14 protein-coding genes and 1 pseudogene are annotated in these 13,690 nt (G+C 44.6%); 10 read left to right on the top strand and 5 right to left on the bottom strand.

Annotated features, from left to right (window positions below; genetic code table 11):
* Positions 1-135: 135 nt before the first annotated feature.
* A complete protein-coding gene (locus tag ACFQ3J_RS11025; protein WP_251584366.1) occupies positions 136-585 on the top strand; it encodes a hypothetical protein in 450 nt (149 codons plus the stop codon).
* A gap of 113 nt (positions 586-698) precedes the next feature.
* Here ACFQ3J_RS11025 and ACFQ3J_RS11020 read toward each other — a convergent pair.
* A pseudogene (locus ACFQ3J_RS11020) lies at positions 699-887 on the bottom strand (KGG domain-containing protein); the annotation flags it as partial.
* Positions 888-1,212: 325 nt separating this feature from the next.
* Between ACFQ3J_RS11020 and murB the strand changes: the two are divergent.
* Positions 1,213-2,244, top strand: a complete 1,032-nt coding sequence (gene murB / locus ACFQ3J_RS11015; protein WP_251584367.1) for a UDP-N-acetylmuramate dehydrogenase — start codon at positions 1,213-1,215, stop codon at positions 2,242-2,244.
* A gap of 95 nt (positions 2,245-2,339) precedes the next feature.
* Here the strand turns inward: murB and ACFQ3J_RS11010 are convergent, their stop codons facing one another.
* On the bottom strand, positions 2,340-2,579 hold the full coding sequence (locus ACFQ3J_RS11010; RefSeq protein WP_244533252.1) for an FAD-dependent monooxygenase: 240 nt from the start codon (positions 2,577-2,579) through the stop codon (positions 2,340-2,342).
* A gap of 279 nt (positions 2,580-2,858) precedes the next feature.
* On the opposite strand from ACFQ3J_RS11010, the gene ACFQ3J_RS11005 reads away from it, so the two are divergent.
* Positions 2,859-3,317, top strand: coding sequence for a MarR family winged helix-turn-helix transcriptional regulator (locus ACFQ3J_RS11005; RefSeq protein WP_091154887.1), 459 nt, complete (start codon positions 2,859-2,861; stop codon positions 3,315-3,317).
* Positions 3,318-3,377: 60 nt separating this feature from the next.
* On the opposite strand, the gene ACFQ3J_RS11000 is transcribed toward ACFQ3J_RS11005, so the two are convergent.
* Positions 3,378-3,677 (bottom strand): hypothetical protein, encoded by a 300-nt coding sequence (locus ACFQ3J_RS11000; protein ID WP_091154889.1) that lies wholly within the window; start codon positions 3,675-3,677, stop codon positions 3,378-3,380.
* Between the two features lie 100 nt (positions 3,678-3,777).
* On the opposite strand from ACFQ3J_RS11000, the gene ACFQ3J_RS10995 reads away from it, so the two are divergent.
* From ACFQ3J_RS10995 to ACFQ3J_RS10980, 4 genes are all read left to right on the top strand, one after another.
* Positions 3,778-3,924 (top strand): hypothetical protein, encoded by a 147-nt coding sequence (locus ACFQ3J_RS10995; protein WP_251584374.1) that lies wholly within the window; start codon positions 3,778-3,780, stop codon positions 3,922-3,924.
* A gap of 125 nt (positions 3,925-4,049) precedes the next feature.
* Positions 4,050-4,808, top strand: coding sequence for a polysaccharide deacetylase family protein (locus ACFQ3J_RS10990; protein WP_251584375.1), 759 nt, complete (start codon positions 4,050-4,052; stop codon positions 4,806-4,808).
* Between the two features lie 47 nt (positions 4,809-4,855).
* Positions 4,856-5,053: a YwbE family protein gene (locus ACFQ3J_RS10985; protein WP_091154891.1), complete on the top strand. Its 198-nt coding sequence runs from the start codon at positions 4,856-4,858 to the stop codon at positions 5,051-5,053.
* A 126-nt stretch (positions 5,054-5,179) separates the two neighbouring features.
* A complete protein-coding gene (locus tag ACFQ3J_RS10980) occupies positions 5,180-5,833 on the top strand; it encodes a DUF1796 family putative cysteine peptidase (RefSeq protein ID WP_251584376.1) in 654 nt (217 codons plus the stop codon).
* 128 nt (positions 5,834-5,961) lie between these two features.
* Here the strand turns inward: ACFQ3J_RS10980 and ACFQ3J_RS10975 are convergent, their stop codons facing one another.
* Entirely contained in the window at positions 5,962-7,362 is a 1,401-nt protein-coding gene (locus ACFQ3J_RS10975) for a hypothetical protein (protein ID WP_091154896.1), read from the bottom strand.
* A 174-nt stretch (positions 7,363-7,536) separates the two neighbouring features.
* Here ACFQ3J_RS10975 and ACFQ3J_RS10970 point away from each other — a divergent pair, with 174 nt between their 5' ends.
* On the top strand, positions 7,537-8,730 hold the full coding sequence (locus ACFQ3J_RS10970) for an ornithine--oxo-acid transaminase (RefSeq protein ID WP_251584377.1): 1,194 nt from the start codon (positions 7,537-7,539) through the stop codon (positions 8,728-8,730).
* 145 nt (positions 8,731-8,875) lie between these two features.
* Here ACFQ3J_RS10970 and ACFQ3J_RS10965 read toward each other — a convergent pair whose 3' ends face one another.
* The gene (locus ACFQ3J_RS10965; protein WP_251584378.1) at positions 8,876-10,072 is read right to left on the bottom strand and encodes a glycosyltransferase family 4 protein; all 1,197 of its coding nucleotides are present in this window, start codon (positions 10,070-10,072) and stop codon (positions 8,876-8,878) included.
* A gap of 185 nt (positions 10,073-10,257) precedes the next feature.
* Here ACFQ3J_RS10965 and ACFQ3J_RS10960 point away from each other — a divergent pair, with 185 nt between their 5' ends.
* Both ACFQ3J_RS10960 and ACFQ3J_RS10955 read left to right on the top strand, forming a co-directional pair.
* Positions 10,258-12,030 carry a sensor histidine kinase gene (locus ACFQ3J_RS10960; RefSeq protein WP_251584379.1) on the top strand — a complete coding sequence of 591 codons (1,773 nt, stop codon included), beginning with the start codon at positions 10,258-10,260 and terminating at the stop codon, positions 12,028-12,030.
* A complete protein-coding gene (locus ACFQ3J_RS10955) occupies positions 11,990-13,633 on the top strand; it encodes a response regulator (protein WP_251584380.1) in 1,644 nt (547 codons plus the stop codon). Before ACFQ3J_RS10960 ends, ACFQ3J_RS10955 begins: the two co-directional genes overlap by 41 nt.
* Positions 13,634-13,690: the final 57 nt, after the last annotated feature.

Raw genomic sequence — 13,690 nt, 5'->3', positions numbered from 1 at the left:
GAGGCAATGCTTATTTGTGATATCGATGTGAAAGGCAGTGGGATTTTCATTGCATATTTTCATTATGTAATCTTATAATGTTATGAAATGATATTTCCCATTGAATGAAAATGTGTAAAAGGAGTTATGCTTAACTTGGAAAAATTAGTTATAAATCAGATTGTTTCTGAACTATTGTTTCGTTCAGGCAGCAGCGCTGCCGTTACTATAGAGCCTTACTTTCCCGGTGGACGCCTGATCGGTGGAAAATATACCTTGAATTCTCATTGCATTACGATGTACACCGAAGTTATTAAACAGCAATGCCAGCAGTTGTTTGGTTCGAATGAACGCGTATATGATTATTTTAAGGTTGTTCTAGCTCACGAACTAGGTCATGCGGCAGATGTTTATTTGGCTTCACTGAGCGATGAATTAGATGATGCTGACGATGAGAGAGGCAGACAGATTGCTCTCCGAATCGAGGAGAATGCATGGGAGAACGGGATGAAGTGGATTGACGATATTGAACCAGTCTTTATCAACATCATATTGGATCAATCTCTGGCCGCATATCGTCAGGTTGTTCATTATGAGAGTGCTTAGTCAAAAAATCCAAACAATGCGAAAGCCGACTTTTGTACAGAAGCCGGCTTTCGCTATATGAATAAGTTAAACGAATGTTTTACAAATCCGATGCTTAAACGCTCCAATTAACGTGATTCCCCACCTTTTTTGCCGATTTCTTGATAAAAGTCTTTGTCATGGTTTTTAGAAGTAGCCTCTCCGCCTTTTTCACCGATTTCCTGATAAAATTCCTTATCATGATTTTTTGCCGTTGCTTCTCCACCCATACGACCTGCTTCTTCGCGACTCATTTTGTTTCGGTTGTTGTTATTGTTTGCCATTGTAATCACTCCTAAATTTTATTTTTTTATGACATGCTTGAGATCCATTTCATATCCTATTAAAAAGGCGGATTCGAAACTATATATACTCTTGATTAAAGCAGCTTAAGGTATTATGAAATTGATCGCTTGTCATAGTTTTTATATAACCTCACATCAAAATATCAAACATCGCAGCTCTAAATTTTCTGAAGATCAAGTCGTGATCTGAATTAAATTTGACTTCGGGCAGGCGCGTATACATAATGACTTCATACTATATAATTGTATATAATGATTAGGCATCATGAAGGATTTGTTCGTGCAGCAAGTAGGAGGGAAACACGTGAATACACACAAACAGGAATCATTAATTCAACACCATGTGAATTTATCATCTTATTCAACTTATGAGATTGGTGGGAAGGCAAAGTACTTGGCCGCCCCTGAAACCATTGAGGAGTTAAAGACCGTTCTGGAATATGCAAGACAAGAGAAGCTGACTCCCTTCTTGTTCGGAATGGGCTCAAACATTTTATTCCCGGATGAACCGAAGGATCAAATGTTATTTATCAGCCTGAAAGAGCTGAGAGAAATGAAGATTGACGATAAAGGCTGGTTTGTCTCTGCAGGCATACCGATGTCGCACCTTGCCCTGATCGGTCTATCGTCAGGCACTTCAGATTATGATTTCTGTTTCTTGCTGCCTGGTACGCTGGGCGCGGGAATTTATATGAATGCCAAATATTATAACCGGCAAATTTGCGATATTCTGGACACGGCATTATATATTGATCTGAACGATCCAGAGTTCAAGGTTCAATCAATCCATGTGGATACCTGTGATTACAGCTATAAGAATTCGATCTTTATGAAAAATGACTGGATCATCGTCGGCGGTTATTTAAAACATCCTGACTATGAGGCCCTGGCCAAAGGTATGAAAGAGATATCCAGACTTGAGAAGATCGTTGAATATAAAAATCCTTCACAGCTGCCGAATTTCTTCAAGTATTACACAACGCTTGCGAAGACTTGGGCTGAGGAGAATAACGGAGAAGTGCCAGTATCATTTGATAATGTCGTAAAGGACCGGGGAAGTAAATTCCACTTTGACTATCCTTCCTGCGGTTCGGTGTTCAAGAACAACTATGATTTTGGTGAGCCAATGGGCAAGGTTGTGGATCGATTGAACATGAGAGGGACCGTGTACGGTGGTGCATCCATATCCGCTTGGCATGGAAACATGATCGTGAACCAAGGTAAGGCTAAGGCGAAGGATATCGTCTACTTGGTTGAACAGGTTAAACAGTCTGTTAACGAAGCCTTTGGCTTTGTTCCAGAGGAAGAGCTTATTATAGTGGACAGCAAATCATAAGCAGATGTACAGCTTGCATGGATACTCAATCTGATTGAGGACATGCAAGCTTTCTTTTTTATTGTAAAGATGCATTTCATAACTCACAAATGGATTCACATGAACGACTTAATTCTACCTGGAAATTCAGTTTCCATCTGGAGCTGTTGTTGTAGCTGCCTAATGACTTTACTCACACGCCTCGCCTGCAAGTCCTTTAATTTCTCTCTTGTGGAGTATTGCGAAGAAGCTAGCTCTTGTAGCAGCAAAGACAATTGATAGGCATCTTCAAGTGCTGCATTGACTCCGAATGCACCGGTTGGAGTCATCGTGTGCGCAGCATCCCCGATAAGCACAACGTTATGCTTGGTCCAGGTTTCGCTTAAACTGCTGAACACCGGTAGTAGTACGAAATCATTTTCCGAACGGGAAAACCCACCACGATGCGGCAGCCCCCTGTTGGGGTGGGATGAGAGTAAGTTCAGATACGGAATACCACTATAACTGTAAGGTTATGAGGTGCTTCAAGTATCTGAAAATTCAACTCTATACTGATTGGGGATTAATTTCTATTTCTGCTCAGATAGGATATGATAAGCATAGAACTAAAGGGGAAAAGGAAGTGAGTAGTCATCATGTCACTTGAGCAAGAACTCCAAGCACAAGAATTGGAAGCATTTGATCATTTTCTGACGACGTTTGTACGTTATAAGAATAAAGTGTATGCCCAGCATCAAAAAGACCTAAATCACAAGCTTAACGCTACGAAAATACAAATCATTTATATGCTGTCTCGTGAGCGGTTGATGGCTGTCGATATTGCCAAGAGACTTCAGCTTTCATCGGGAGCGACGACCATCGTGCTTAATCAATTGGAAACTGACGGATACATTGTGCGAGAACGAAGTGCTGAGGACAGAAGGATTGTGTGGTTGTCTTTAACGGAAGAGGGAGCATCAACAGCGAATACGCTGCGTGCCAACCGGAGACATTTCAATGAGGAGCTGCTTGGCTTGTTAACACAAGAGGAGCGGAATCAATTCCTGGATATTGTCAAGAAAATTGAGATCAGGATGATGGATGTCTTGAAATAATGATGTGGCTGAACTCTTGGGGCGTCATAAGCCTCAAGAGTTCTTTGCCATTACCGGTATCTATAGCCGGAATCTTTCGATATGCTCATCGAGCTGTTCTTTTTGGAGAATTTCCTTCTGCTTTGGACCTAAGAGATCGAAATGTGGAAAAGGATTGCGATGATGAATGTATTTTGGATTGAGTCCGTTTTCGATACACCAGCTCCGTAATCGTTCCAGATCTGCACAGCCCACCTTAGTGACCGTAGTGATTCCTGGAAAGCGCGGGTCAATCCAATAGTGAGTTAAATAGGCCAGCTTCCCGGATTTCACCTCATGCTTCCAATTCTCCAGCTCCTGCCGTGATATGCCAAACGCCATTTTTAGCTTCATCCTTATCTGTGAGTGATTACGAACTGTATTTTACTCTAAAAAAGAAATGACGTGAATGCCCAATCCCCATAATAAGAACAATAGGCTTTTGAGAGAAGAGAAGAGAAGAGAAGAGAAGGGAAGGATGATTGCCGGATACGGCATACATATGCTGATACCGAGTATCCCGTTACCAGCAGCCTTTGCTCTTGCGGATTCGAAAGTCCAGCCGAATCAAAGCACAGCTGCTTCGTGAAGAGTAAACTCAATATGGATTCATCCCCAATGTCTCCTTTAGCGCTGATACCTGGTTATATATTTCTTGAGCAGAAGAGATACTAAGACAAAACTTCGATTACGAAAACGAGGAAGAGGAATAGGATGAATCTTATCAGATTAAAAATAGCCATCGCAGCAGCGACCTTCATGCAGCTGGTTCATCCCATGATGGATCATAGCTTAGCTCCTGTTGTCAAAGACCGTGCTTATTATGAAGCAAGAGGAGAAATTGTCTGGGAGGCCCCAATCAAGGAGAAACTGATTGCCTTAACCTTCGATGATGGTCCGGATCGGAATGAAACTGCTCAAATACTTGATATTCTAAAGAAACATGAAGCAAAGGCCACTTTCTTTGTGCTGGGAAAATGGGCGAAAGAAAGACCAGAGCTGATTGCCAGAGAGATAGCCGAAGGACATGAAGTAGGAAATCACACTTTTTATCACACATTTGGAGACCAAATTAAGGATAAGGATACGTATCTTAAGGAACTTGCAGACGCGGATCAAGCAATTGCGGATGCAGGCGGCGTAAGACCTACGCTTTTTCGGCCTCCGGGAGGAGTATATAATGATGTTGTGGTAAGAAGCGCTCAGGAGAGAGGCTACTCGATCGTTCTATGGTCTTGGCATCAGGATACGGAAGATTGGAACCGACCGGGAAAACAGCGTATTATTAACAAGGTGCTGCGAAATGCTCAAAATGGAGACATTGTGCTCTTTCATGATAATGTACACGGGAAGAGTCAGACGATTGAGGCATTAGAGCATATTTTGCCTGAGCTTGCGAAGCAGGGATTCAGATGTGTTACGGTCACCGAGCTGCTAGAGGCCAAGCAAAGAGAAGAGATGGAACTTCCTTAAAGCTGTCAATGATTACTTAAGGGAGAGGAAAGGGGAGGTGTTTTTGAATGAATGGTAATCATCGTGCCGACATCAAGCCCGGTCTTGAAGTCGATATTGTGTTAAAACAGGATCAGAGAACAGGCAAGCTGACCAGGGGGATTGTGAAGGATATTTTAACGAATTCACCAAATCATCCACATGGCATCAAGGTCAGGCTACAAAGTGGAGACGTAGGCAGAGTTAAACATATCATTCAGCCGTAATACTGGAGCCTGCAGATACGTGAATGCATCACCGGATTGTCCAGACCTGATAGAGTCTTTATGCATAAGCTACTATATGTCTTTCTAACTGATGATATTAGAGACATATGAGGAGGAATGCGGCTCTTGAGCATAGACGGACCGTCTAATAACGCTGAAATCCAGGTATATGATGCCGTGTTTAGTCTTGGATCCAACTGCCAGACAGCATATCAGCTGAGAAGAATATCTCTTCGTCCGGAAGCGGGTCCACTCGACTGGTTTGTATCCAAGAACATAGATCAGCTCATCAGATTAATAGAGGCCAGATTTGCAGGACTTATGGACAGAGATAATCTGGAGAGGATAAGTGCTTTTAGGACTTGCTACTGTGTGCGAGACACAAGGTATGGAATTTTATCCTATCATGATTTCCCGATTACGGAGAGAGCTGCAGATTGGGCGCTGGCATATCCTGAATTCAAGTCTAAGTTATGCCGTAGGATGGATCGAATGCTGCATGCTTGGGAGACAGGGGAGAAGATACTGTTTGTTCGTGTCAATGGTGGACATGACGATTGTGATCGGCTGTACTATAGTTTAAAAAAACAGGTCAAGCACTCCTTTGATCTGATCGTTATTGATACGCTTGCCGATGAGGATGCACCTGTGACCAGATGGGTTGAAGCTTCGGGATGCATCAGGTATTCCATCTCAAAGGGTAAGGACTGGCGCGGATCCGATGAGGCATGGAACAAGCTTCTCGAGTCCGTCAGATTAAGACAGCGACTCAGCGATTAAATCAATTAATAGAAAGAAGAGCCGTTACGTGCGCAGTTGAAGTACTCACTGTCAATTAGACAGGAAGTACTTCATTGCACAGCAATGACTCTTTTTTTTGTTATATAAGGATAACTGCACTTAAATTACTACATGAGCAGAATCGCAACAATGGTTGTAACCGTGAGTCCGCTAATGACAGGAATCAAATTGCGTCTTGCAAGCTCAAAGGGACTGACGTTGCAGATCGCAGCAGCGGGAATAAGTGCCCATGGAATCAGAGTACCTCCGCCAATCCATATGGCTGCAATTTGGCCAAGTGCAGTAAGCATAGGGGTTGAACCGATGGACGCAGAGAACATCTGAGCAATCGAACCTACAAGTGATATTCCGGAGAATCCAGATCCATCCATCCCCGTAATAGCTCCAACGATAGTCATGCTGATCGCCCCGACAGTTTCATTCAATGGGACCACATGTGCGAGTGCCAGGCCAAGGTCATTCACGATGCCATGCGAACCTTCAGGCAGAGGGTTAGTGAATATCGCCGTGAGAGCCGCGTCTCCCAGATAAAAGAATGCAGCAATGGGAATGACAGGACCAAACACCTTAAAGCCGAACTGAAAGCCTTTGATCAGATAATCCGTTGTCTCCTCCAGACCTTTATTTCGGTGGGCGATCATGGTAACCAGGATCAGTATTACAATGGCCGTACCACCAATGAGGGCTGTTGCATCCCCACCTTGCAGATTCAGCAGGTACATGGCTGCCAGATCAAGTACAAAGAGCAATGGAATGGCATAAGCGATAATCCGTTTGGTTCGAAGCGGAATATGGATGTCATTAGATGGGGACAGGTCAGAAGGGGATTCCTCTTGAGGGGTCGTTGAATTCTTCGCAATTACACCGCGGCGCATATCTCTGCGGAGCAAGATGTAGGCAGTGAGGGTGGCGACGAGCCCTGTCGTAATGACCAGCGGTATACTCGCGGTTACTACTTCAGAGACCGGGATACCCGCTGCGTCTGCTGTTAATTTGGGTGCGCCTTGGATTACATAATCACCTGATAAGGCAATACCGTGTCCAAATAAATTCATGGCCATGGCTGTGCCCACCGCTGGAAGGCCGACTCTTCCAGCTACGGGGAGCATGACTGCACCGATCAGAGCGACTCCGGGAGAAGGCCAGAAGAAGAAGGAAACGATCATCATAATAATCCCGATCCCCCAAAATGCGAGAGCTGGCGTCCTCAGCAGTTTTGTTAAAGGGGCCACCATAATTTCATTGATCCCAGTCCGGATGAGTACACGGCTCATGGCAACAACAATTGAAATAATGAATATTGTGCTAATCAGTTCTTTCGCTGCATAGATGAAGCTTCCGAAGATCCCGGAGACGGAGGTTACGATGCTGTCCGAGGCTAGGAAACCTAAGGCAATAATACCCAAAATGCAGATGACACTTGTATCCCGTCTGCGTATCAATAGGATCATAATAAAGATAATGAACGACAAATATACGTAATGGAGCGGCAATAGATGAATGTCCACAATGTTTCACCCTCTCGTGCTATAGCGAGTATGCTTGTGCTGTATCGTATGCTGCTGCCAATGTGGGTGTTCTCCTACTTTTTCTAATAAACGAATCGTAATTTCACTACTGAACGGCATAGAATGTAGCGTACAAACAAATGAGTACACACATGGAAACGAGGGGTTCGTCTAATGAATTTTTTTTCAAAAGAAATTATGAATAAGACCGAACGTTTTGGAGCCAACAACTACCATCCTTTGCCTATAGTAATTCAACAAGCAGAGGGTGTGTGGGTTACAGATCCGGATGGGCATCGCTATATGGATATGCTGAGCGGATATTCGGCGCTGAACCAGGGCCACCGTCATCCTCGCATTATAGATGCTCTGAAACAGCAAGCCGATGAAGTCACTCTGACATCTCGGGCATTCTATAATGCACCCTTGGCAGAGCTGATGGAGTTATTAAGCGGACTCACCGGCAAGCAGATGATCTTGCCGATGAATACGGGAGCGGAAGCGGTCGAAACCGCCATTAAAGCGGCAAGACGCTGGGGGTATGAAGCAAAGGGAATTCCTTATGATCAGGCTGAAATTATCGTCTGTGAAGGGAATTTTCACGGAAGAACAACAACGATTACTTCCTTTTCCTCGGATCCTTATTACCAGAAGGGGTTTGGTCCGTTTACTCCGGGATTCCGCCTCATACCTTATGGTGACATTGCTGCATTAGAGTCTGCGATAAACCAGAATACGGCTGCATTCTTGGTCGAACCGATTCAAGGGGAAGCAGGAATCAATATTCCTCCAGAAGGATATTTGACAGAGGTTCGCAGGCTGTGCAGCGAACACAATGTCCTTCTCTTGGCAGATGAAATACAGACTGGATTCGGAAGAACAGGACGAAGATTCGCCTGTGACTGGGAGAAGGTAGTCCCGGACATCTACATTATGGGGAAGGCGCTTGGCGGAGGTGTGCTGCCTGTCTCGGCAGTGGCGGCGGATGAACCGATTCTTGGCTTATTTGAACCTGGGTCGCATGGTTCAACCTTCGGAGGGAATCCGCTTGCCAGCCGGGTTGCCATTGCAGCACTTAAGGTAACAGAAGAAGAGAAGCTTGCAGACCGTTCTCTTGTACTTGGAAACAGAATGCTTCAAAGACTGATGCAAATAACCTCCCAAGATATTAAAGAGGTAAGGGGAAGAGGGTTGTTCATTGGAATCGAAACAAGAACGCCGGCGCGGCCTTATTGTGAGCGGTTAATGAAACAAGGGCTGCTATGCAAGGAAACCCACGATACGGTCATACGATTTGCTCCACCACTGATCATTACGGATCAAGAACTGGAATGGGCGACCCAGCGAATAGAACAAGTGTTTACGTAATATTTGTGATGGTTAACTGACAGGATATGACCCATAATGACAGTATGGAGAATAGTGCAGAATAGAGGCGATTCGCTGTTCATATTCAGCGGAATGGTTCGACAATCACATTCGGGTATTCCGGAGAATTTGTATATCTTTCGACTCATTTAACCTTTTTCTGTGGAGGTCTGCTCATATCCTCCTTTGAATTAAATTCAACAATGACCTCATCGTAGCTGCTGAGCAGATGATCAAATATCGGAACCCAGGAACGCTCCAAGCTGTACTTTCTTCCTGCTTCAGCCAAGCTCTTACTCAATTCAGGATGATCATAGAGGCGGATAATGGAGTTCACAATTGAAGAATGATCTTCGGGCGGGCACAATATGCCCGTCTTTTCATGCTCAATGATGTCAAGTACGCCGCCTGCACTGGCTGCGATAACCGGGAGACCGCTGGCCATCGCTTCAAGAATGACATTGCCGAACGTTTCCGTAGACGAAGGAAATACGAACAAATCAGATAGAGCATAGATGTCCCGAAGCTCATTTCCTCGTAAATATCCCAGCCACTTGATATGCTCCTCTGTAAGGCTGTGGGATATTGAGGGAGAGAGACCATATAGGGGACCATCTCCTGCAATTAGGAGCCGGGACTTATCCAGGATGCGGGAGGGCAGAGAAGCATAGCTGTTGATCAGATGTTCGATATTTTTCTCTGGAGCCAGTCTGCCGACGTACAGCATATAAGTCAGCTCTGGATCCAATCCTCGGTTACGAAGAAGACTTGCTCTTTCCTCAGCGGACACCACTGGACGAAACTGCTGTGCATCAATTCCTCTGCTCCAAATTTCTACTTGCTTCATTCCTTTTTCCTCTAGTTTGAGCTTCGTTGACTCCGAAGGCGCATAGATTCGTTCACAGTTTCGATGGAACCACTGCATGTATTTCCACAATGCTTGTTCCATCCATGCTAATTTGTAATGCTTCAAATATTGATCAAAGTGGGTATGGTAGGATGCCACAAGTGGTACACCGTGCTTAGCAGCATATCCTGCTCCGAGCAGACCTAAAGCGGCAGGAGTGGCGACATGAATCAGCGTAGGCTGAAAATTGTGGAGGATCCGCTCTGTTCTCATACGGCCCGGAAGCGCCAGCTTGCATTCTGGATAGAAGATCAGAGGAAGACTGAAGAATCGCTCGACATGTCCGCCTTCTGTATTCAGGAGGCTTCCATGCTGTGGAGCGAACACAAGAACAGGGATCGAGCGTGCACGTAAATATTCCACCCATTTGCCAAGTGTATTCGCGACCCCGTTGACCTCTGGTAAAAATGTGTCCGTAAATATAGCAATTCGCATCTCGATCCGCCTCCCAATAAATATTTCTATATATCGTACAGCGGGATCCAGCGGGATATGTCTGTTCGTGGCCGTTTTAACACAAATCACGATAAAGCAGAGTCAAGTTAATTTTGATTTAATTTTTTATATAAAACGCTTACAATAGTCACATCGACATCATTCTACGAGGTGTATATTCTACTATGATCAGATATTCTTTGTTTACGAAAATTGTGCTGCTAATTATTATCATGCTCATTCCCGTTGTGTTTTTGTACAGCTATTCCAACAAAATGGCAACCGATACCGTGGTTAGTGAGCTGAACAAATCCAGCAGTAATCAGCTTGCTTTTTTCCAAAGCCAGGTTAATACGAGTATTGACGAGTTATCTTCCTGGACGAATCTGCTGATTCATGATCCCGATATCGAGAGCTTCAAAGATATTTACTTGGACAGCGATTATTTGAATCTGGACCTCATTAATCAGGTCAAGCGGGTACAGAACAAGCTGAGTATTCAGGAGAGCTCATCCAATTGGCGGAGCAGTCTTACCTTTTATTCTCCCTCAATGGAGAGGATGATTACAGAAGGCAATGCAAAGCGGTATGACTCGGACGAGCTGAGAGAAGAGATCAAGCCGGGGTGGCAGGTAGAGAAGGTGCAGCGCCTCAACAGTGAGCAGTATCTATTTTCTTGGTATACGGTTTCTCCTTATTCGGTTCAGGATCCTGCGAAGGATGCAAACAGCATCGTTAAGATCGAATTTGACAGTACGAATATACAGGATATGCTGGACAGGTTTAAGAGTAATGGAAGAAGAGACCCTTTCTATTACAAACCAGGTACCGGTGTTATCTATAATCGCACGCAGGATATTGCACAAAGCAACAAACTTCTTACACAGCTAAAATTTCCCGAAATGAATAATGTCGATTATCGGACGGTAGAGCTGGACGGTCATATATATAGCGTGCACACGGTTCTATCCCAAGCTACAGGATGGTACTTAGTGGATTATATCCCTCTAACGGATGTGCTTGCGCCGATTGAGAAGTCCAATCAGCTATTCTATGGGGCAGTAGGGACTTTACTGCTCATGAGCTTCTTGGCTGCTTACTTACTGTATGTACAAGTCCAAATCCCTGTCAAAAGTCTGATTCGCGGTTTTCAGCGGCTTAAGATGGGGGACTATTCTGTTAGAGTGGTACCCAAGGGAAGGAATGAATTCAGCTTCCTGTCGGAACGCTTCAATTCCATGGTAGAGCAGATCCAGGAACTGTTTGAGAATGTATATCTTGAGCAAATTCAAGTAAAAGAAGCCAGGCTGAAGCAGCTGCAGTCTCAGATTAACCCCCATTTTTTTTATAACTGCTTCTCCTTCATCACGAGTATGGCAAAGCTCGGTAAGATGGACGCGGTTGTGGCCATGTCACATAATTTATCCCGTTACTACCGGTATACCACTCGGCAGGAGAAGGAGCTGGTTTCCCTCCGCGAGGAGCTGGAATTTGTAGTGGCTTACTTAAAAATTCAGAAAATGCGTATGAACCGCCTTGATTATGTGATCGAGATTCCAGAGGAGATGCTGGACCAGTCAATTCCACCACTAGTTATTCAGCCGCTTGTTGAGAATGCCGTCATTCACGGAATTGAACAATCCCAGGATGCCGGATTCATACGAATAGAGGCTTGCCAGGATCCAAACGGGATGATGCGGATTGTAGTTGAAGACGACGGACTCGGTATTACCGAGAGCAGACTTCAGGAATTGAGGAGCTGCCTTACGAAGGCCATGGATGAGAACTCAGGCTGCGGCTTGTGGAATGTGAATCAAAGAATGCAGTTAAGGTACGGAGATAGCAGTTATTTGTCTATCGATACATCGACGATGGATGGGTTCAGGGCTAGCATTCAATGGGAGAATACGAGTAGAAATGAAAGGAACGATCATAATCATGGACATCTTGTTGGTTGATGATGAAAGCTATGTAACGGAAAGTCTGGAGGCTACCATTCCATGGGAGAAGTTAGGCATAAGGCATGTGTACAGAACAGATTCGGCTGCAGCAGCGCTTCAGCTGCTTCAAAGCCATCCTGTAGATATATTGGTGACCGACATTCGAATGCCTGGAATGGATGGTCTTGAGCTGATCGAGAAGGCTGGTGAAAAATGGCCAGAAATCCGATCCATTCTTCTAACAGGATATAGTGACTTTCAATATGCCAAAAAAGCAATTCAATTACAGGCTCAAGATTACATACTCAAGCCCGTAGACGATGAAGAATTTATCAAAAGTGTGAACCAAACGATTGAAGCCATCAAAGAAAGAGAAAAGGAAACAGATAAATACCATCAGCTCATGTATCAACGCAAATCCGATTATGTCCTGCTTCGAGAGAATATGCTGCAGGGACTGCTGCTTGGCACACCACATACCATGTCGCGAGTCAAGCAGCAGCTTCAGGATTATGAAATTCCTCTGCAGACAGATTTTGAATCCATCATGATATTAGTTCAGCTGAATCAAGGATTTATGGATTTGGATTCCAAATCCCGGGTGCTCATTGAATATGCTATCGGTAATATTTCAGAAGAGATACTCGGCGCTAATTATAAAGTATGGCAAGGAAGAACACCCCATCACTGCCTGGCGGTACTGATCCAGACGGACAATGCTGCCGGCACAGAAATGAAAGATAGAGACAGGAGACAGCTTCACTCGCTCTTACGGACTTTTCAGGAGAATGTCAGACAGTATTTACACGGAGATATATCCGTTATTATAAGCTCTGGCTTTCAGTTTCCGAATGACGCCAGCTCGGTCTATCACCAAATGCTAAATTCGATGTATCTGGCAAGCACGGATGAAGGAGCAGCGGTTCTGTATTCTCCCGATGATCAGCATAGGGCTCTTTCCGGTACTACAAAAGAAGTGTTCAATTTGCTGTACAAGCCACCGGTCCTTCAGCAGCTGCTTGAGCTCGGGCAATGGGGATCAGTCCGGGAGAGACTGTCCGAAGTATTTGATGTCATGGATCGACATCCGGTTTCCAGAGAGCATATGTATGAAATTTATCTGGCGATTATAAACGCCTGTTTGTATATCACACACCGGACGGATATCCGGATCAGCGAGCTGGATGTGCATGGCATGGAGCCCCATCACGTGGAGAGACTGATTCAGTACCCGGCAGAGCTTCGAAATTATACATTTCGGATTCTTGACAAGCTGGAAGAGGATCAGCAGGATAAGCCCCCGTCCAAGGGGCACATTGTCAAGCAGGTCAAGGATATGGTCGCATCAGAGTATGGTTACGAACTGACAGTGAAGATGATTGCAGACCGGGTCTTCCTGCATCCCGTATATTTGTCCAAAGTATTTAAGGCAGAGACGGGAGAGGGGTTAAGTGAATATCTCATCCGAATCCGGCTTGAGAAGGCACTATACCTGCTCAAACATACCAATAAGAAAATTTACGAGATTACATCAGAACTGGGATACCAGAATCCGCAGTACTTTAGCAAGCTGTTTAAGAAGCATTTTGGAATGTCACCGAATGAATTTCGAGAGCAATAAGTGTCGCCGAATGAATTTCAAGAGCAACAAGTTGAAAAAGGTGCAGAAACCTTAATT

Source organism: Paenibacillus provencensis, from assembly GCF_042678545.1.
GTDB lineage: Bacteria > Bacillota > Bacilli > Paenibacillales > Paenibacillaceae > Paenibacillus > Paenibacillus provencensis.
This window is presented reverse-complemented; position numbering and strand designations above follow the sequence as displayed.